Source organism: Saccharopolyspora sp. ID03-671 (genome assembly GCF_045278815.1).
Classification (GTDB): domain Bacteria; phylum Actinomycetota; class Actinomycetes; order Mycobacteriales; family Pseudonocardiaceae; genus Saccharopolyspora; species Saccharopolyspora ipomoeae.
This window is the reverse complement of the sequence record NZ_CP134054.1, coordinates 3,762,603-3,778,853: the sequence shown is the minus strand read 5'-3', so window position 1 is coordinate 3,778,853 and position 16,251 is coordinate 3,762,603. Positions and strand designations below refer to the sequence as shown.

At 69.8% G+C, this 16,251-nt stretch carries 13 protein-coding genes and 1 pseudogene; 10 read left to right on the top strand and 4 right to left on the bottom strand.

The genetic code is table 11. The features are described from left to right. The first annotated feature begins 157 nt into the window (after positions 1–157). The 4 genes from REH65_RS17325 to REH65_RS17310 all read left to right on the top strand — a co-directional run bounded on the left by REH65_RS17325 (position 158) and on the right by REH65_RS17310 (position 5,889). The gene (locus REH65_RS17325) at positions 158–1,528 is read left to right on the top strand and encodes a helix-turn-helix domain-containing protein (protein WP_406688329.1); all 1,371 of its coding nucleotides are present in this window, start codon (positions 158–160) and stop codon (positions 1,526–1,528) included. Between the two features lie 61 nt (positions 1,529–1,589). Beyond that, positions 1,590–2,498 (top strand): phosphotransferase enzyme family protein, encoded by a 909-nt coding sequence (locus REH65_RS17320; RefSeq protein WP_093419507.1) that lies wholly within the window; start codon positions 1,590–1,592, stop codon positions 2,496–2,498. Between the two features lie 458 nt (positions 2,499–2,956). Next, on the top strand, positions 2,957–3,268 hold the full coding sequence (locus tag REH65_RS17315) for a hypothetical protein (protein ID WP_406688328.1): 312 nt from the start codon (positions 2,957–2,959) through the stop codon (positions 3,266–3,268). Positions 3,269–3,471: 203 nt separating this feature from the next. Next, entirely contained in the window at positions 3,472–5,889 is a 2,418-nt protein-coding gene (locus tag REH65_RS17310; protein ID WP_406688327.1) for an L-tyrosine/L-tryptophan isonitrile synthase family protein, read from the top strand. Between the two features lie 150 nt (positions 5,890–6,039). On the opposite strand, the gene REH65_RS17305 is transcribed toward REH65_RS17310, so the two are convergent. The 3 genes from REH65_RS17305 to REH65_RS17295 form a co-directional block, all read right to left on the bottom strand. After that, on the bottom strand, positions 6,040–6,582 hold the full coding sequence (locus REH65_RS17305) for a copper resistance protein CopC (RefSeq protein ID WP_406688326.1): 543 nt from the start codon (positions 6,580–6,582) through the stop codon (positions 6,040–6,042). Next, complete coding sequence (locus tag REH65_RS17300) at positions 6,579–7,295, bottom strand: YcnI family protein (protein ID WP_406688325.1); 717 nt, start codon at positions 7,293–7,295, stop codon at positions 6,579–6,581. The genes REH65_RS17305 and REH65_RS17300 overlap by 4 nt, the downstream gene beginning before the upstream one ends. A gap of 87 nt (positions 7,296–7,382) precedes the next feature. After that, positions 7,383–7,841 carry a hypothetical protein gene (locus REH65_RS17295; RefSeq protein WP_406688324.1) on the bottom strand — a complete coding sequence of 153 codons (459 nt, stop codon included), beginning with the start codon at positions 7,839–7,841 and terminating at the stop codon, positions 7,383–7,385. 459 nt (positions 7,842–8,300) lie between these two features. On the opposite strand from REH65_RS17295, the gene REH65_RS17290 reads away from it, so the two are divergent. From REH65_RS17290 to REH65_RS17270, 5 genes and pseudogenes are all read left to right on the top strand, one after another. Continuing rightward, positions 8,301–9,905, top strand: coding sequence for a BCCT family transporter (locus tag REH65_RS17290; protein WP_281458911.1), 1,605 nt, complete (start codon positions 8,301–8,303; stop codon positions 9,903–9,905). A 6-nt stretch (positions 9,906–9,911) separates the two neighbouring features. Beyond that, positions 9,912–10,559 (top strand): ABC transporter permease, encoded by a 648-nt coding sequence (locus REH65_RS17285; protein WP_281458912.1) that lies wholly within the window; start codon positions 9,912–9,914, stop codon positions 10,557–10,559. Then, positions 10,552–11,753 (top strand): annotated as a pseudogene (locus tag REH65_RS17280) (ABC transporter ATP-binding protein). Before REH65_RS17285 ends, REH65_RS17280 begins: the two are co-directional and overlap by 8 nt. Next, positions 11,750–12,517 (top strand): ABC transporter permease, encoded by a 768-nt coding sequence (locus REH65_RS17275; RefSeq protein WP_093419484.1) that lies wholly within the window; start codon positions 11,750–11,752, stop codon positions 12,515–12,517. Before REH65_RS17280 ends, REH65_RS17275 begins: the two are co-directional and overlap by 4 nt. Continuing rightward, positions 12,514–13,509: a glycine betaine ABC transporter substrate-binding protein gene (locus REH65_RS17270; RefSeq protein ID WP_406688323.1), complete on the top strand. Its 996-nt coding sequence runs from the start codon at positions 12,514–12,516 to the stop codon at positions 13,507–13,509. The genes REH65_RS17275 and REH65_RS17270 overlap by 4 nt, the downstream gene beginning before the upstream one ends. 73 nt (positions 13,510–13,582) lie before the next feature. On the opposite strand, the gene REH65_RS17265 is transcribed toward REH65_RS17270, so the two are convergent. Continuing rightward, positions 13,583–14,281, bottom strand: coding sequence for a DUF6474 family protein (locus REH65_RS17265; protein WP_406688322.1), 699 nt, complete (start codon positions 14,279–14,281; stop codon positions 13,583–13,585). Between the two features lie 176 nt (positions 14,282–14,457). Between REH65_RS17265 and REH65_RS17260 the strand changes: the two genes are divergently transcribed. Then, on the top strand, positions 14,458–16,092 hold the full coding sequence (locus REH65_RS17260; protein WP_406688321.1) for a TM0106 family RecB-like putative nuclease: 1,635 nt from the start codon (positions 14,458–14,460) through the stop codon (positions 16,090–16,092). The last annotated feature ends 159 nt before the right edge of the window (positions 16,093–16,251 follow it).

The following is a 16,251-nucleotide window of genomic DNA, read 5'->3' as shown; positions in this document are numbered from 1 at the left end:
TGCGCCTAGAGGACGGGCGACGACCGGACCGAAGACCGCGACGAGCGGTAAGCGGACTTCACCGCAACCGATCACCTCTACCGATACGGGCTTCACCGACTTGCCGCAGTGCGCTTACTCTGCGACCAACGCCCGTTCTAGAGCGTCAGGGGGTCAAATGAACATCATCGGATCTGGCGGCTCGCCCGTTACTCCCGACGTCTGGAACGAGCGGGACATGCGGGATGCGCTGGCCCGGAGAGACGTCAGCGAGGTCTACCGCCAACTGCGCAGGCACGGCGTCTCGCAGCGGCAGATCGCCGCCTCGACGGGGCAGTCCCAGTCCGAGGTGTCCGAGATCCTCAAGGGCCGGCAGGTCATGGCGTACGACGTGTTGGCCCGAATAGCCGACGGGCTCGGCATCCCGCGGGGCTACATGGGCCTCGCCTACGACGGGGCGACCGCCATGCGGGTCGCGAAAGCGACGAACGCCCTGGAAGCTGAGGAGGACGAATCGGTGAAGCGTCGGAAGTTCCTGTCCCACGCTGCCGCGGTGACCATGGGCGCCTCGGTGTTCGGCACCGAGGACAGCGCCTGGTCACCCGCCAGCGCCTCGACTCCGGCTCCGGCGCGCATCGGCATGACCGATGTGCAGCAGATCCAGGCCGCCACCAAGGCCCTGCGCGACCTGGACTACCGATACGGCGGCGGCACCTGCCGCGACGCCGTGGTCGCTCAGCTCTCCTGGGCCCAGCAGCTGCTGGACTCGACGTCCAGCGACCCCGTGCGCAAGCAGCTGTTCGTGGCCCTGGCCGACATGCACAGCCTGGCCGGCTGGACCTCGTTCGACGTGGGTCTGCTGGACCCGGCGCGCAGCCACTTCGGCCGCGCCCTGGAGTTCGCCAAGCGCGCTGACGACGACAGCCTCGTGGCCAGCGTGCTGTACCGGATGGGCCGGGTCTACCTGCACTACCAGGAGCCCAACGAGGCGCTGAAGCTGTTCCAGCTCGGTCAGATCGCCGCGCAGGAATCGGGTTCGTCGCTGACCGTCGCGGTGCTGTGCGCGAACGAGGCGTGGGCCTACGGGATGCTCAACAAGCCCGATCAGGTGCAGAAGATGGTGGGCCGCACCAAGGACGAGTTCGCCCGCGCCAACGTGGACGACGCCCCGGACTGGGTCCGCTTCTTCACCGAGAACGACCTGCACGGCATGATCGGCTCCGCGCACGACGCGCTGGCGGTGTTCGATCCCAAGAAGCACGCCTCGATCGCGGTGGCCGAGACCATCAAGTGCAACGAGGCCTACGGCGCGGACATGCAGCGCACCCACGTTTTCGGGCTGAGTCTGCAGGCAACCAACCACTTCCGGGCCGGCGACGTTCAGGAGGGCCTGAAGGTCGGACGTCGCGCGCTGCAGTTCGGTGAGCGCGTGAAATCCGCCCGTGTCGCCGACCGGCTCAAACCACTGGAGCTGGAAGCGGGCAAGCACCGGGCCAACTCGGATTCCCGCGACCTCTTCGAGGAAGTCCGGCGGTTCCGCCAGACCTGAGGTCCCCCTGACCTGGGGAGACCCACTGGCTCGTCGCCGGTGTGAGAGCACACACATGCGTATGAAGACATATCAGGTTCACCAGCACCAGTCCGTCCCGCCGGAGCTGGAGCTGGCGCTCACCGAGATCTGCGAGACCGTCGGCCTGAACCCGCGCGGTGCTCGCCTGCTCCGGTTCATCAACAACGGCGTCTTCCTGCTGCGGGACGAGCCGGTCATCGTCCGGCTGGTGCTGTCCCCGTCGTTCGCCCACCGGGCCCGCACCGCGGTCGAGGCCGCGCACTGGCTGGCGATGCACGGGGTTCCCGCGGTGCGGCTGCTGCCGGGCGTGGAGCAACCGGTCAGCTCCGGCGCGCACTGCGCGACGCTGTGGCAGTACGTGCCCGAGGAAGGCCGGGTCCCCGGCAGCGCCGACCTGGGAAATCTGCTGCGGCAGATGCACTCCCAGCCGTTGGCCGAGGAGACGTTCAAGCCCTGGAAGCCGATGGCCGACATCCGGCGCCGGTTGGGCGACGCCGTGGACATCGACCCGGAGGACCACCGGTTCCTCCAGCAGCGGTGCGACTACCTGGAGGAGCAGCTCGAACAGCTGGACTTCCCGCTGCCGCGCGCGGTCATCCACGCCGACGCCCACCTGGGCAACGTGATCGGCGGCCCGGACGGTCCGCTGCTGTGCGACCTGGACTCGCTGTGCATCGGCCAGCCGGAGTGGGACCTGACGCCGATCGCGGTGGGCAGCCTGCGGATGGGCTATCCGGCCGAGTGGCACCGCGAGCTGGCCGACGCCTACGGCTTCGACATCACCTCGTGGGAGGGCTTCCCGGTGCTCCGCGAGCTGCGCGAACTCAAGATCACGACCGGTGTGCTGCCGATCCTGCGGACCAACCCGAGCGTCCGCGAGCAGGTCTCCTGGCGGTTGCGGACCATCCGCGAAGGCGACCTCGACACCCAGTGGGCCCCCTACAGCTGACCGCGAAGTTTTCATGAAAACTTCCCCACCCCCACCACCCCCGATCAGAACTCCGGTCCGTCGAGGAGGAGGGAAGTTTTCATGAAAACTTCCCCACCACATGACCACCCGAACCGAGGGTTTCGGTCCCCTCGAAGATCTCCGACCTGGGAGTTCCGTTCCTGGGGGGAGGGAGGTTTTCATGAAAACCTCGCTCTCACAGGGGCCCTCGGACCCGGGGGGTTCGGTTCTTGGAGAGGGGGAAGTTTTCATGAAAACTTCCCTCCCCCCACGACGTTGGGAGTCGGGGGTCTTGGTTCCGATGGGGCGTCCGGTTGAAGCCGGTGCGGCCGTTCGGGGGATCTTGGTCGGTTCGCGGCGTCTTTCCGGTCGGTTGTGGTCACCGGATTCGACCTGAAGGGGTAGACCATACGAGCGAACTGGTGCATCGAGTCGGTGCTATAGCGGATGGGCTGTCGATGAGGATCGCTGAGTTCCCGCCGGGCGAGCGCGCCCCGCGCTCCCGCCGTGCCCGCGCTCTCGCCAGCGCGCGAGTGCTGGACGAGGTCGTGGACGACCACCTCCGGTCGCTGCGGCAACTGCCCCCGGAGTTCCGCGAGCCCTACGCCGATCACCTCGCCGAGCTGGTGCTGGTGGCCCAGGCGTACCGGCACTACGCGGCGGGCTGGATCTCGCGCCGGGAACTCCACCGACGCGCCCGCGCGGCGCTGCGTCGGATGGACGCCGGGTCGGATGGACGAGCCGTCCCCCGTGCAACTCGTCGACGGTGAATGACCGCTCGCAGACTGTCGCGCAGTCGCCCTCCGAAACGCCTGCCGGACCGTTCCCGGCCTGAGATTTCCCGCGTCCACCTGCGGGTTTCGCCGATCGGTTCCGGTCGGCTTCGGTCGAGCCGAACTTCGCGTCCCCTCGCGCAGCCGCCATCCGCTCACGTGGAAGGCCTGATGAGCGCTGCAATCGAAAAGGAGACGCGGTGTACGCAACCGGCACGCTGCCGGAACGCGCGCGGGAAGCACTCGCGCGCGACTCCCTCCTCGCGAAGTACTGCCTGGTCGGAACCGCTCCCCAGGACGCGGTCGGACTGGCGGACCTGCCTGAGCTCGCCGAACGAGATCGGGTCGAGCTCGTCGTGCGCCCGGTGGTCATCACGGTCCGGAGCCTGCTGGCGGTGGGCGCCGTCCCGGTCGGCGAACCGCGCGTCGACCTGGTCACCGGCCGGGTCGTGGTGCCCGACCTGGCCGCGGCCGAGCCCGCTCGCACGGCCGAGGCGATCAACCGGCTGCACCGGGCGCTGACCGCGATCAGCCCGGATACCGAGCGCGTCGTGGCCGAGGAGCTGCGGTTCTGCTCGGCGGGCCTGCTGTCGGTGCTGGCCGGCGATCACGCGTGGCGCCGCTTCGCCCACCACGTGCCGAGCGCTCAGAACGAGGTGCTGCAGCGGGTGCTCCGGCTGGTCAAGGAGCGGGCGAGCGCGCATCGCCGGAACCCGGACGTCCCGCGCCCGCTGGTGGCGCTGGACCTGGACTTCTGCGCCTTCCACCCCCGCACCCGCGTGCGCGAGGCCCTGGCGGCGCTCGGCGTGACCGAACCGCTGCCGGTGCTGCCCGGGCTGTACGAGCCGGGGTGGCGGCCGTTCCGCGAGATCGCCGGCCTGCCGGAGGCCCTGGCGCACGCGGACTTCCGGCGGGCGATCTCCTGGGACGACGAGGCGCTGCTGACCGACGAGCTCGCGCCCGGCGTGCGGCGGTTCACCGGCGACGTCGCGCAGGCCGGTGGCCGGGTGGTGCTGCTCACCGGCCGTCGCCACCGGATGCGCGCCGCCACCGAACGAGCCCTGGCCCGCCACGACCTCGGTCACCTGGAGCTGCTCACCACCGACGAGGGCGCGGACGTCGGGCGGCAGAAGGTCGCCGCGCTGCGCGGCATGACCGGCTGGGAACCGGTGGCGGCCTTCGACGACAAGGAGGCCAACCGCGTCGCGCTGCAGGAGGAGTTCCCGCAGGCCGTGGTGGTCCCGGTCGCCGCTCCCGGGTTCACCGGCGTGGACGAGCCGGACGCCATCGCCACCTTCGAGACCGTGCCGCAGCCGGTACCGCTGGGCCGCGGTCATGCGTCCGGACCGGGTCTGTCGCACGCGACGTCGATCGCGCAGCTGCGGCTCGACGCGATGCGCACCCGCCCGACGCTGTGGCGGCGCGGCGTGCGCCTGACCGAGGACGAGCAGGTGGGGATCGTGACCGCGCTGTGCCGCGGCGCCGAGGAGACCGGCGCTCGGCTCGGCGATCGGGTGGCGGCCATCGAGTCGGGCAGCGTCCGGGCGATCTGGCAGATCATGCAGGCGAAGCTGTTCGGCGCCTCCCGCTCGGCCTACCCGGTCCAGCAGGCCGAGGAGGACCTGTCCCGGGCGGTGGCGGCGGGGGAACCCGCCGCGCTCGTGCTCCTGGGGCCGCCGACGAAGCAGGACGGGTCCCGGCTCAAGGCGCTCGGCGGCCTGCCGGACCTCGCCGAGGTCGCGATGCTGGCGAGACTGCTGCAGCTGGACGCCGCGGTCAGGCGGGTGCACCCGCCGGGGATCAGGGTGACCGCGCTGGCCGACCCGAGCCACTTCCGGGTCCGCGAGGAGCGCCGGTACGGCGGCTACCAGCGGGAGTTCCGGCGGATGCTGGAGCTCACCGGTGCCGGCCGGATCGTGGAGGTGCGCAACGTCGACGAGGTCGCCGCCGAGTTCGGCTGCGGCGACGCGGACGAGCGCGCCGAGCTGCTGGAGCGGCACCGAGAGCGCTACCGCTCGGCGCTGGCCGGGCTGGACGTGCGCACCGACCCGCGCGGTGCGCTGGCCGAGGCCGACGAGCGCGACCCGGGATGCCCGGGCCAGCCGCGGTTCGCGGAGATGTTCCGGTCGATCGTGCACGCGGTCGACGTCCCGCGCGCGGGCGGCGATCCGGTGGAGTTCGCCCGCCGGGTCTACGCCGAGCCGTTCGACCTGACCGACCCGGACCTGGCGGGCACCCGCCGCGAGCTGCTGGCGCTGGCCTGGGACGAGACGATCACCTACCTGTCCAACAAGCACGTCGACGTCGACCTGGACTACGCGGCCCTGTGGCGCCGCGACCGGGTCCGGATGAGCTTGTCGCTGCGCCCGGAGCAGGGGCGGTTCCGGTTCGTCCCGCTGGGCGGTTCGGCGGTGATGCCGTGGCAGGGGACGGCGGCGCTGGGCAGGGGCAACGAGGTGTCGACGGACTTCGCGATCTCGCTGATCGATCAGTGCTACCTGCCGGTGTGGGCGCCCGAGGGGCACGCGCAGCCGTGGTTCATGGTGCCGCCGGATCTGGTGCGCGGCGGGGTTCTGCTCCCCGAGGTGCGCGACGGGATCCAGCTGCGTTCTAAATGATCATTCACGATCACCATTCACACCGGGGAAAGCGGAACGGGGAATTCCACAAGAACGCGTCGGAATTCCGGTGAAGGCGAGTGCGATTCCCGTTCTGCGAGCACGACGGGAGGGTGCCCGGGGAATCGGACACCCTCCCGGTTCTCGCGATCAGTCCTTCGGTTTGCCGAGGCGCAGGGCCAGCACCAGACCGAGGATCACGACCAGGACCGCACCGGCGATCCACGGCCAGATCGGCATCCCGCCGGAAGCGGGTTCTGCCTGGTCGGACGGCTGTCCGGAGTCCTGGCCGCCCTGCGGGGCCGGAGCGGGCGTGCCCTTGCCGGGGGCGGTCAGCGTGAAGCTGACCTTGCCCGGCACCGGGTGCCCGTCGCTGGACAGGATCCGGTAACCCACGGTGTAGGTCCCGGCCGGTCCGAGCTCGCGGACCGGGGCGATGACCGAGTTGCCCTCGACCCGCGCCGGGCCGTCCGCCCAGAACGTGCCGTCCGGCCCCACCACGTTGACCGTGTTGTAGGACTCACCCGCGCGGACCGGCTGGTCGAAGGTCAGCTTGACCTCGCGCGGACCGGTGGACAGCTGCGCGCCCTCGGCCGGATCGCTGCCGACCAGCACGTTGTGCGCGAGCGCCGGGGCCGCGCCGCCGAGCAGGGCGGCCAGGGCGAGAGCGCCGACGGTCAGCAACCGCCTCATGACTTCTCACCGCCGGAACGCCGTCCGCGGACCAGCGCACCCGCGCCGACGCCCACTCCCAGCGCGCCGACCAGCAGGCCGGCACCGCCGAGGTAGCGGGCCGTTTCGTCGGACGATCCGTGCTGGTCAGCGGCTTCCTCCGGTGCACCGGCCGGCGTTCCGCCGTGGCTGTGGCCCTCGCCCTGGGCGGCGATCAGCTTGACCGTCGGGGCCGGGTGCTCCGGCTCCTCGCCGCCGGGCGGCGTCGGCTGGTTCCACTCCACGACCTTGCCGTTGTCGTAGGTCTGGGTGGTGGGCAGCAGCAGCTCGTCGGCGTTCTCCGGCATGGCGCCGAGGGTGGCCTCGAACTCGTTGAACTGGTCCGGGCCGATCCGGGTGCCCGGCTCCGCGGTCCACGTGATGCTGCGGACCGCCTCGGTGACCTGGGCGCCGTCCACCTCGACCGGTGCGATCTGAGCCTTCTCGACCTGCGCGGTCCAGCCGGGGACCGGCTTGGTGCGCACCGAGCTCAGCGGGTACTGCTCCGGCAGCGTCACCTTGACCTGGACGGTCCCGGCCACCGGGTCCTCGTTGGGAACGCGGAAAACGATCTTGGCGTAGCCGCCCTTCTCGGCCTCCTCGGGCTGAGCGCTCACGTGCGCGTGGGCGGGCGCGGAACCCAGTGCGAGCGCGATTCCGCTGATCGCGAGGACGTTCGCGGATCGCGTGATCAATCGATTTGTCGACATGTTCTCTTGAGATCTCCAGGTTCGAGTTGTTAATCGCGCGCGTATAGGCGCGATTCATCGGAATGGCAATGATCAGATGCCGATATACATCGGATCGTTGCTTTCGAACGGAGATTTCGGAGGCCCGCGACGAGCGTGAATCCGCTGGTAGATCAGTTGTGCCAGGGTCCGGGGAACGGGTGCGGGGACGCACACGGCCGGTGGCGGAGTTACAACCGGTAACGGAGTCGTCTTCCGGGGGAAGATCGCCTGCAACAACCGGGTGACTACGAACAGTACGCGTTCCGCATGCGCCATGACCAGCGCCGTCAGCATGGTGACGATCACGTGGCCCAAGGTCATCAGGGCCGGTGACAGCGGGATCGGCGGCGGCCCGTGGAGGTGCCCGGAACCGTGCGCGCTGACCGCGGTGAGCTCGAGAAAGAAGTGAAGTGCCAGCTGGCTGACCGACAGTGCCCCTAGAATGCCCCACGACCCGCGCTTGCGATCAGCCAGCGCCACGCCGGCACCGGTCAGCAGAACGGTGATCACGACGGTGGGCCCCAGACCCGGGGTCGAGCCTCCCGCAGCAGTGTGGGCGGCTACCGACAGTGACGCCGCTGTGCAGGCCAAACCGGCACCGCGCAGGACGCGCAGAGCGCCCTGCGTCGGTGTCAGACCTGCCTTCACGGTGAGTCAGTCTAGGTGTCGGTTCGGCCACGCTGACCGCAGGTGAGCTTGCCTTGTTAACCCGTTTGGGTCACGGTTTACAGGTTGACGACGATTTGGAGCCACGAACTGAGCGAATTGGCGGTTCGATTGGTTCCGGAAACGTCGTAACCGACGACGGAGAGGAGGGGGCGTCGCCGAAAGTCGGCGCCGAAACCTGTGTCGACCGAAACTGAACAAAGCGGTGGGGCCGCCGGCGGCGGCCAATCCACCGGAGCAGATGCCGAGTTCCTCGGCAAACCAAGAACCGATTGGGTCGTTTTCGGCGTCACAGCGATCATCATGTTCTTGGTGGTCGCCTGGGGCGCGTTGGCAACCGACTCGTTGAGCAACGCCTCGTCGGCCGCGCTGACCTGGTTGATCAAGAACACCGGCTGGGGCTTCGTGCTCGCCGCCACCGGGTTCGTCGTGTTCGCCCTGTTCCTGGCCTTCAGCAAGTACGGCCGGATCCCGCTGGGCGGGGACGGTGAGGGACCCGAGTTCCGCACGGTGTCCTGGATCGCCATGATGTTCAGCGCCGGTATGGGCATCGGCCTGATGTTCTACGGCGTGAGCGAGCCGCTGAGCCACTTCGTCTCACCGCCGCCGGGCACCGTCCCGGGCGAGAGCGAAGAAGCGATCAAGACGGCCATGTCGACCTCGCTGTTCCACTGGACCCTGCACCCGTGGGCGATCTACGCGGTGGCGGGTCTGGCGATCGCCTACAGCAGCTTCCGCCGGGGTCGCAAGCAGACCATCTCCGGTGTCTTCACGCCGCTGATCGGCAAGAAGGCCGCCGAGGGTCCGCTGGGCAAGGTCATCGACATCCTGGCGCTGTTCGCGACGCTGTTCGGCTCCGCGGCCTCGCTGGGTCTCGGTGCGCTGCAGATCAAGTCCGGTATGCAGGCCGCCAACTGGCCGATGGGCGACGCCGGCACGAACGTGCTGGTCGGCATCATCGCCGTGCTGACGCTCTGCTTCATCCTCTCCGCGGTCTCGGGCGTGGAGAAGGGCATCCAGTGGCTGTCCAACATCAACATGGTGCTGGCGGCCATCCTGGCGATCTTCGTGTTCGTCCTCGGACCGACGGTGTTCATCCTGGACCTGCTGCCCACGGCGGTCGGCTCCTACATGAGCGAGTTCGGCGAGATGGCGTCGCGCGCCGGTGCCACCGGCGGTGCCGAGATGCAGGACTGGCTCGGCAGCTGGACCGTCTTCTACTGGGCCTGGTGGATCTCCTGGACGCCCTTCGTGGGCATGTTCATCGCCCGGATCAGCCGGGGCCGCACGATCCGCCAGTTCATCGGCGGCGTGCTGCTGGTGCCCAGCGTCGTGAGCCTCATCTGGTTCGCGATCTTCGGCGGTGCCGCGATCAACACCCAGAAGACCGGTGCGAACGTCTACGGCGACGGCAGCGCGGAGGCGCAGACCTTCTCGCTGCTCGACCACCTGCCGCTGGCGCTGGTCACCGCCGTGCTGGTGATGATCCTGGTCGCGATCTTCTTCGTCTCCGGTGCCGACGCCGCGTCCATCGTCATGGGCACGCTGTCGCAGCGGGGCGCGATCGAGCCCAGCAAGTGGGTCGTCATCTTCTGGGGTGCGGCCACCGGTGCCGTCGCCGCGGTGATGCTGGTGATCGGCCAGGACAAAGCCCTGGAAGGCATCCAGAACCTCACGTTCATCGGTGCCCTGCCGTTCGCGATCGTGATGATCTTCATGTGCATCGCCATGGTCAAGGACCTGCGGTCGGACGACATCACGGTTCGCGACCAGAAGGGCGCGGAGGTGCTCGAGCAGGCCGTCATCGCCGGTACTGAGGAGCACGACGGCGAGTTCCAGCTGGTCACGACTCCCGCCGAGAACCTCGACGAGGAGTCCGAATCGGCGGAAGCCGGTAAGAAAGAGTAAAAACAAGTGAATCTCCTGGATTTCATCGCATCCAGGTGGCAATCGTTGCTGGTCAACGCATACCAGCACGTCAGCATGGTGGTGCAGTGCATCCTGCTGGCAACGATCGTCGGCGTCCTGGTCGGGGTTGCGGTCTACCGCAGCCCCGCCGGGGCGGCGATCGCCACCGCTCTCTCCAGCGCGATCCTGACCATCCCGTCCTTCGCGCTGTTCGGCCTGCTGATCCCCGTTCTGGGCCTGGGCGTGGCCCCCTCGGTGGTGACTCTGGTCCTCTACGCACTGCTGCCGATCGTCCGCAACACGATCGTCGGCCTGTCGAACGTCGACCAGCCGATTCTGGACGCGGCGCGCGGGATCGGCATGAACCGCTTCAGCGTGCTCACGCGCGTCGAACTCCGCCTCGCCTGGCCGGCGATCCTCGCCGGCATGCGGGTGAGCGCCCAGATGCTGATGGGCATCGCGGCCATCGCCGCGTACGCCAAGGGCCCGGGTCTCGGGAACCTGCTGTTCCAGGGCCTCGGCCAGCTGGGCGGCGCGAACGCTCTGAACATGGCCATCTCCGGCACCGTCGGCGTGGTCATCCTGGCACTCGTGCTCGACGCCTTGTTCGTGCTGTTCGGGCGGTTGACGACTTCGAGAGGTATCCGTGGCTGACGACGAGAAGAAGACCGCCGGGCACGGCGTGGAGATCAAGCTGGAAGAGGTCTCCAAGCGCTACCCGGGGCAGAAGCAGGCCGCCGTCGAATCGGTGACCATGACCATCCCCGCCGGGGAGACGGTCGTGCTGGTGGGGCCCTCGGGCTCCGGCAAGACGACCACCATGCGGATGATCAACCGCCTGATCGAACCGACCTCCGGCAAGATCACCATCGGTGGTCAGGACGTGCTCAGCCTGGACGCGGACAAGCTGCGCCGCGAGATCGGCTACTCGATCCAGCAAGCGGGCCTGTTCCCGCACATGACCGTCGGCGACAACGTCGGCATGGTCCCCGGCCTGGTCGGCTGGGACAAGAAGCGCATCGCCGAGCGCGTGGACGAGATGCTCGACCTGGTCAACCTCGACCCGGCCGAGTACCGGGGCCGCTACCCGCGGCAGCTCTCCGGTGGTCAGCAGCAGCGCGTCGGCGTCGCCCGCGCGCTCGCGGCCAACCCGCCGGTGCTGCTGATGGACGAGCCGTTCGGCGCGGTGGACCCGATCACCCGCGGTGTGCTGCAGGACGAGCTGATGCGCCTGCAGGCAGACCTGGGCAAAACGATCGTGTTCGTCACGCACGACTTCGACGAGGCGGTCAAGCTCGGCGACCGGATCGCGGTGCTGGGCGAGCGCTCGAAGATCCTGCAGTACGACACCCCGGAAGCGATCCTGACCAACCCGGCCGACGACACCGTCGCCGGCTTCGTCGGAGCGGGCGCGGCCCTCAAGCAGCTCACGCTGCGCCGCGTGCGCAGATCGAGGTCGGCGAAGTGCCGACCGCGACGGTCGACGAGGCACCGTCGGTGCTGCGCGAACGCCTGGGCACCCGCCGCGGCGCGATCGGCCTGGTGCTCGACAAGCGCAACCGCCCGGTTCGCTGGGCGACCGCTCGCGAGGCAGGCTCGGTGTCGGACCTGGCGCGCGCCGGTCGTCCGGTGGAGGACTCGGTGTCGCGGGCCTCGACGCTGCAGGACGCCCTCGAAGCGATCCTGACCGACGACGACGGCGTGGCCGTGGTCGTGGGCTCGCGCGGTGAGTACGTCGGCGTCGTCGACATCGACACCGTGATGAACACGATCAAGGCGCTGCGCGAGGAGAACGCCGCCGACGAGTCCGAGGCGCCGGCTGCCGGGTCGGGGGCTGACGCCTCATGAGCAGCACGTTCGCTTCCGACTCCGGGTCCGGGCGCGCCGAGCGGCTGCGGCTGCTGGCGCAGCCGGTGACCGTGGTGGTGCTGGTCGCGGCGGTGCTCGGCTGGGCGTTCACCCGGGACAACGACGAGGTGACGCTGCGCAGCCTCAACTCGACGACGATCCTGAGCCTGACCTGGACGCACTTCCTGATCAGCCTCGCCGTGGCGCTGATCGTGGTGCTGGTCGCGGTGCCGCTGGGCGTGCTGCTCAGCCGGTCGTGGGCACGCCGCATCGCTCCCGTGGTGATCGGCATCGCCAACGTCGGCCAGGCCGCGCCGTCGATGGGTCTGCTGGTGCTGTTCTTCCTGTTCACCGGTGGTTCCACCGGGTTCTGGATCGCGGTCCTGCCGATCGCCTTCTACGCGCTGCTGCCGGTCCTGCGCAACACCATCGTGGGGCTGCAGTCGGTGGACGCGTCGCTGGTCGACGCGGGGCGCGGCATCGGCATGTCCGGTTCGGCCGTGCTGCTGCGCATCGAGATGCCGCTGGCGGTGCCGTTCATCCTCGCCGGTCTGCGGACCGCGCTGGTGCTGGCGGTGGGAACCGCGACGCTGGCGCTGTTCGTCGGCGCGGGCGGCCTCGGCGAGCTGATCGACACCGGGTACAAGCTCAACGACTACACCGTCATGATCGTCGGTTCGGTGCTGGCGATGGCGCTGGCGCTGCTGGTCGACTGGCTCGGCGCGCTGGCCGAGACCTACCTGTCGCCGAGGGGGTTGCGATGAAGCTCCGCACGCGCAGTGCGCTCAAGGCGGCCTCGCTGGCGGCGGCCGGGCTGATGCTCGCCGGATGCGGTCTCAGCTCCGGTTCGTCGGTTCCGCTGGCGGTGGAACCGGGCATCATCCAGCCCGTCCCTGAGCTGGAGGGCCAGACGATCACGGTGGGCTCGAAGAACTTCACCGAGCAGCTCATCCTGGGCTACCTCGGCGAGTTCGCGCTGTCCGCGGCCGGTGCCGACGTGCGGGACCTGAGCTCCATCCAGGGCTCGTCGACCGCGCGCAAGGCGCTGACCAGCGACCAGATCGACGTGCTCTTCGACTACACCGGCACGTCCTGGATCAGCTACAACGGCAACAACGATCCGATCCCGGACGCCCGCGCCCAGTTCGAGGCCGTGCGCGAGCAGGACCTCGAGCGCAACGGCGTGGCCTGGACCGCGGTGAACTACCAGGTGGACAACACCTACGCGTTCGCCGTCAACCAGGACGCCGCCCAGCGCCTGGGAGTCCAGAACCTCTCCGACATCCAGCAGGTCGTGGCCGAGCACCCGGAGGACGCCACGTTCTGCGTGGACACCGAGTTCGCCAGCCGCAACGACGGCCTGCCGGGCGTGGAGGAGACCTACGGGTTCAAGACGAACCCCGGCAACGTCAAGGTGCTCACCGAGGGTGCGATCTACCAGGCCACGGCCGACGGGACCTGCACCTTCGGCGAGGTGTTCACCACCGACGGCCGGATCCCGGCGCTGAACCTGAAGGTGCTGGCCGACGACAAGCAGTTCTTCCCGCGGTACAACGTCGGAGTCACGCTCCGGGACGAGATGCTCAAGCGCTACCCGCAGCTGACGCAGGTGTTCCAGCCGATCGCCGAGAAGTTGACCAACGAGGAGCTGATGAAGCTCAACGCGCAGGTCGACGTCGACGGGCGGGACCCGGCCGACGTGGCGCGGGACTGGATGGCCGAGAAGGGCCTGATCAAGATCCCCGGGCAGGGATGATCGCAGGTCAGGGCTGATCCCAGCAGTGCCGACGAGGGGCGCCTCCCGCGCGGGAGGCGCCCCTCGTCGGCTTTCAGCCCGTCGGGACGCCGAAGCGGGTGAGCAGCTCGTTCTCGATGCGGGTGAGCTCCTGGTTCACCGCGCGGTGCGCGGACTTGCGGCGCGGCGCCGGCATCCGCTCGGCGGCGCGGACCGCGCTGGTCAGCTGGGCCAGGCGCGCGTCGGCCTGCGCCGCGTAGGTCTCGGCGGCGCCGCGCTCCTCGCCGGTGGCCTGCTCCCGCAGGTCGCGCAGGGCGTGGGCGTCACCGGCGATGCGGGCGTGCAGCGCGGCCCCGCGCCCGGTGAACCGGCCCAGCTCGTCGACGCCGACGCCGAGCCTGCGGGCCCGGGACCGGTCGTAGCTCGCGCGGGCCGAGCTCGCTGCGCGCAGCGCGAACGGCGCGAGCACCGGGACGACGATCTTGCCGATCTTGATGATCTTCTTGGCGTTGCCCGGGGTGACCGTCCCGTACTCGCCCTTCTTGATCGCCTTCGCCGTCTGCTTGTCCGCCTTGCGCAGCGCCTTCGCCGCCTTCTTGCCCACCGGCGTCGGCGTCACCACCTGATTGGCGGCCTCGGTCTGCTGCGCTTCGGCCCGCTGAGCTCTCTCGGCCTTGCGGGCCGCCTTGTCGACTTGGCGACGTATCCGCTTCTCGGCCCTGGCCTTACCGGCGGCGCACCTCCGGCACCCCCGGTGCGTGACCGTCCCGCGTCGCCTGGCGAGTCTCCTCACCGCGCACACCTCCCCGGATCCGCGTTCTCCCAGCTCCCGCGATCACCATAAGTCCGGATGGAGCAGCGCACGAAAGCACGACGCGATCGGGTGCGCACTCGGCGTGGTCATCGCCGCCGCGCGATGTCACCGGGGTGATGGGCGCGGCTGTCGGAGCCACCGCATACCCTTTACGCGTGAAGGAGACGGTGCTGCTCGACGCGGGCGTGGTGACGCGGTGCCGTCGACGCGTGCACTTGGAGAACGACCCGGCGATGCGCGAGGTCGACACCGCGCCGCTGGACCTGGGCGTCGAGCAGCGCATCGCCGACGCCGCCGAGCACCGCCGCTCCGTCGCCGCCCAGCTCGGCGAGCTCCTCGGCGAGTCCTGGACCGAGATCCCGCGCGGCATCCCCTACGCCGACCGCGCCCGGCTCACGCTCGACGCGATGGGCGAGGGCGTCCGCCACATCTCCGGCGCGCAGCTGCCCGACGACGTCGACGGCGGCAGGCGCGGGGCCATCGACCTGCTGGTGCGCAGCGAGAACGGCTACGTGCCGGTGCTGGTGGTGCGGCACAAGGTCACCGACCCGGGCAGCGGCGCGAAGGTCTCGCCGATCGGCGAGCCGGTTCCCGAGGCCGCCGCGGTCGACCCGACCCGCAAGGTCCGCCCGCAGCCCCGCGACCAGCTCCGGCTGGTGCACGCGGTGCGGCTGCTGCAGGCGTGCGGGTTCGGCGCGAGCGACCGGACGGCGGGCGTGATCGGCGTGGACGCCGACGTCGTCGTCTGGCACGACCTGCGCAGCCCCAACTGGCCCGGCGGGCGCACCGCGCTGGCCGAGTACGACGCGCGCTTCGGCGATCGGCTCGACGTCGCCCGAGCCGCCGCGAACGGCGACGAGCCGCTGGCCCAGCCGTCCCGGATCACCGAGTGCCGCGGTTGCCCCTGGTGGCCGACCTGCGAGGCCCAGCTGCGCGAGCGCCGCGACGTGAGCCTGGTGGTGCGCGGCGAGGACGCGACCGCGCTGCGCGACCAGGGCATCACCACCGTCGACGAGCTGGCCGCCACGCCGCTGGCCGACGCCGAGCAGCTGCAGCTCACCGGTGTGCGCGACGCCGACGCGATCCTGCTGGCCAAGGCGTGGCTGCGGGAGATGCCGCTGGTGCGGCGGGTCCGCGACCTCGACGTGCCGCGCGGCGACGTCGAGGTCGACGTGGACATGGAGAGCTACGCCGACGCCGGCGCCTACATGTGGGGCTGCTGGTTGTCGGGCACCGACATCGGCGAGGAGCAGGGCTACCGGGCGTTCGTGACCTGGGAGCCGCTGCCGACCGACGACGAGGCGCGGTCGTTCGCCGAGTTCTGGAGCTGGTTCACCGGTGTCCGCCGCCAGGCGTTCGAGCGGGGCTTGAGCTTCCGCGCCTACTGCTACAACGAGCTGGCGGAGAACCGCTGGATGCTGGCCTCCGCCGAGCGCTTCGCCGGCAAGCCCGGGGTGCCGCCGGTGTCGGAGGTCAAGGAGTTCATCGCCTCCGCCGAGTGGGTCGACCTGTTCGCGGTGGTCCGCGACCAGTTCCTGTGCCCGAACGGCAAGGGGCTCAAGGTGATCGCCCCCAGCGCGGGCTTCGGCTGGCGCGACCCGGAGGCCGGCGGCGAGAACTCGATGCGCTGGTACCGCGACGCGGTCGCCCTCGACGGCGGCGAGCGCGACCTCACCCAGCGCGAACGCCTCCTCACCTACAACGAGGACGACGTCCGGGCCACCTACACCATCCGCACCTGGATGACCTCCGAAGCAGCCCACGACATCCCCTACGCCGAAGACCTCTGACCCCGAACCCCCCGGGGCCGCGGAGGTGGTCCGGTCGGGTGCGTTCGTCACCAGTGGACAGTTTTAGCCATAATTGTCCCGACATTTCGGACATTGATCATGGGTGATTATGGCTAAAACTGTCCACTGCCCAGGGCTCGGCGCCCGGCGCGGCCCCAC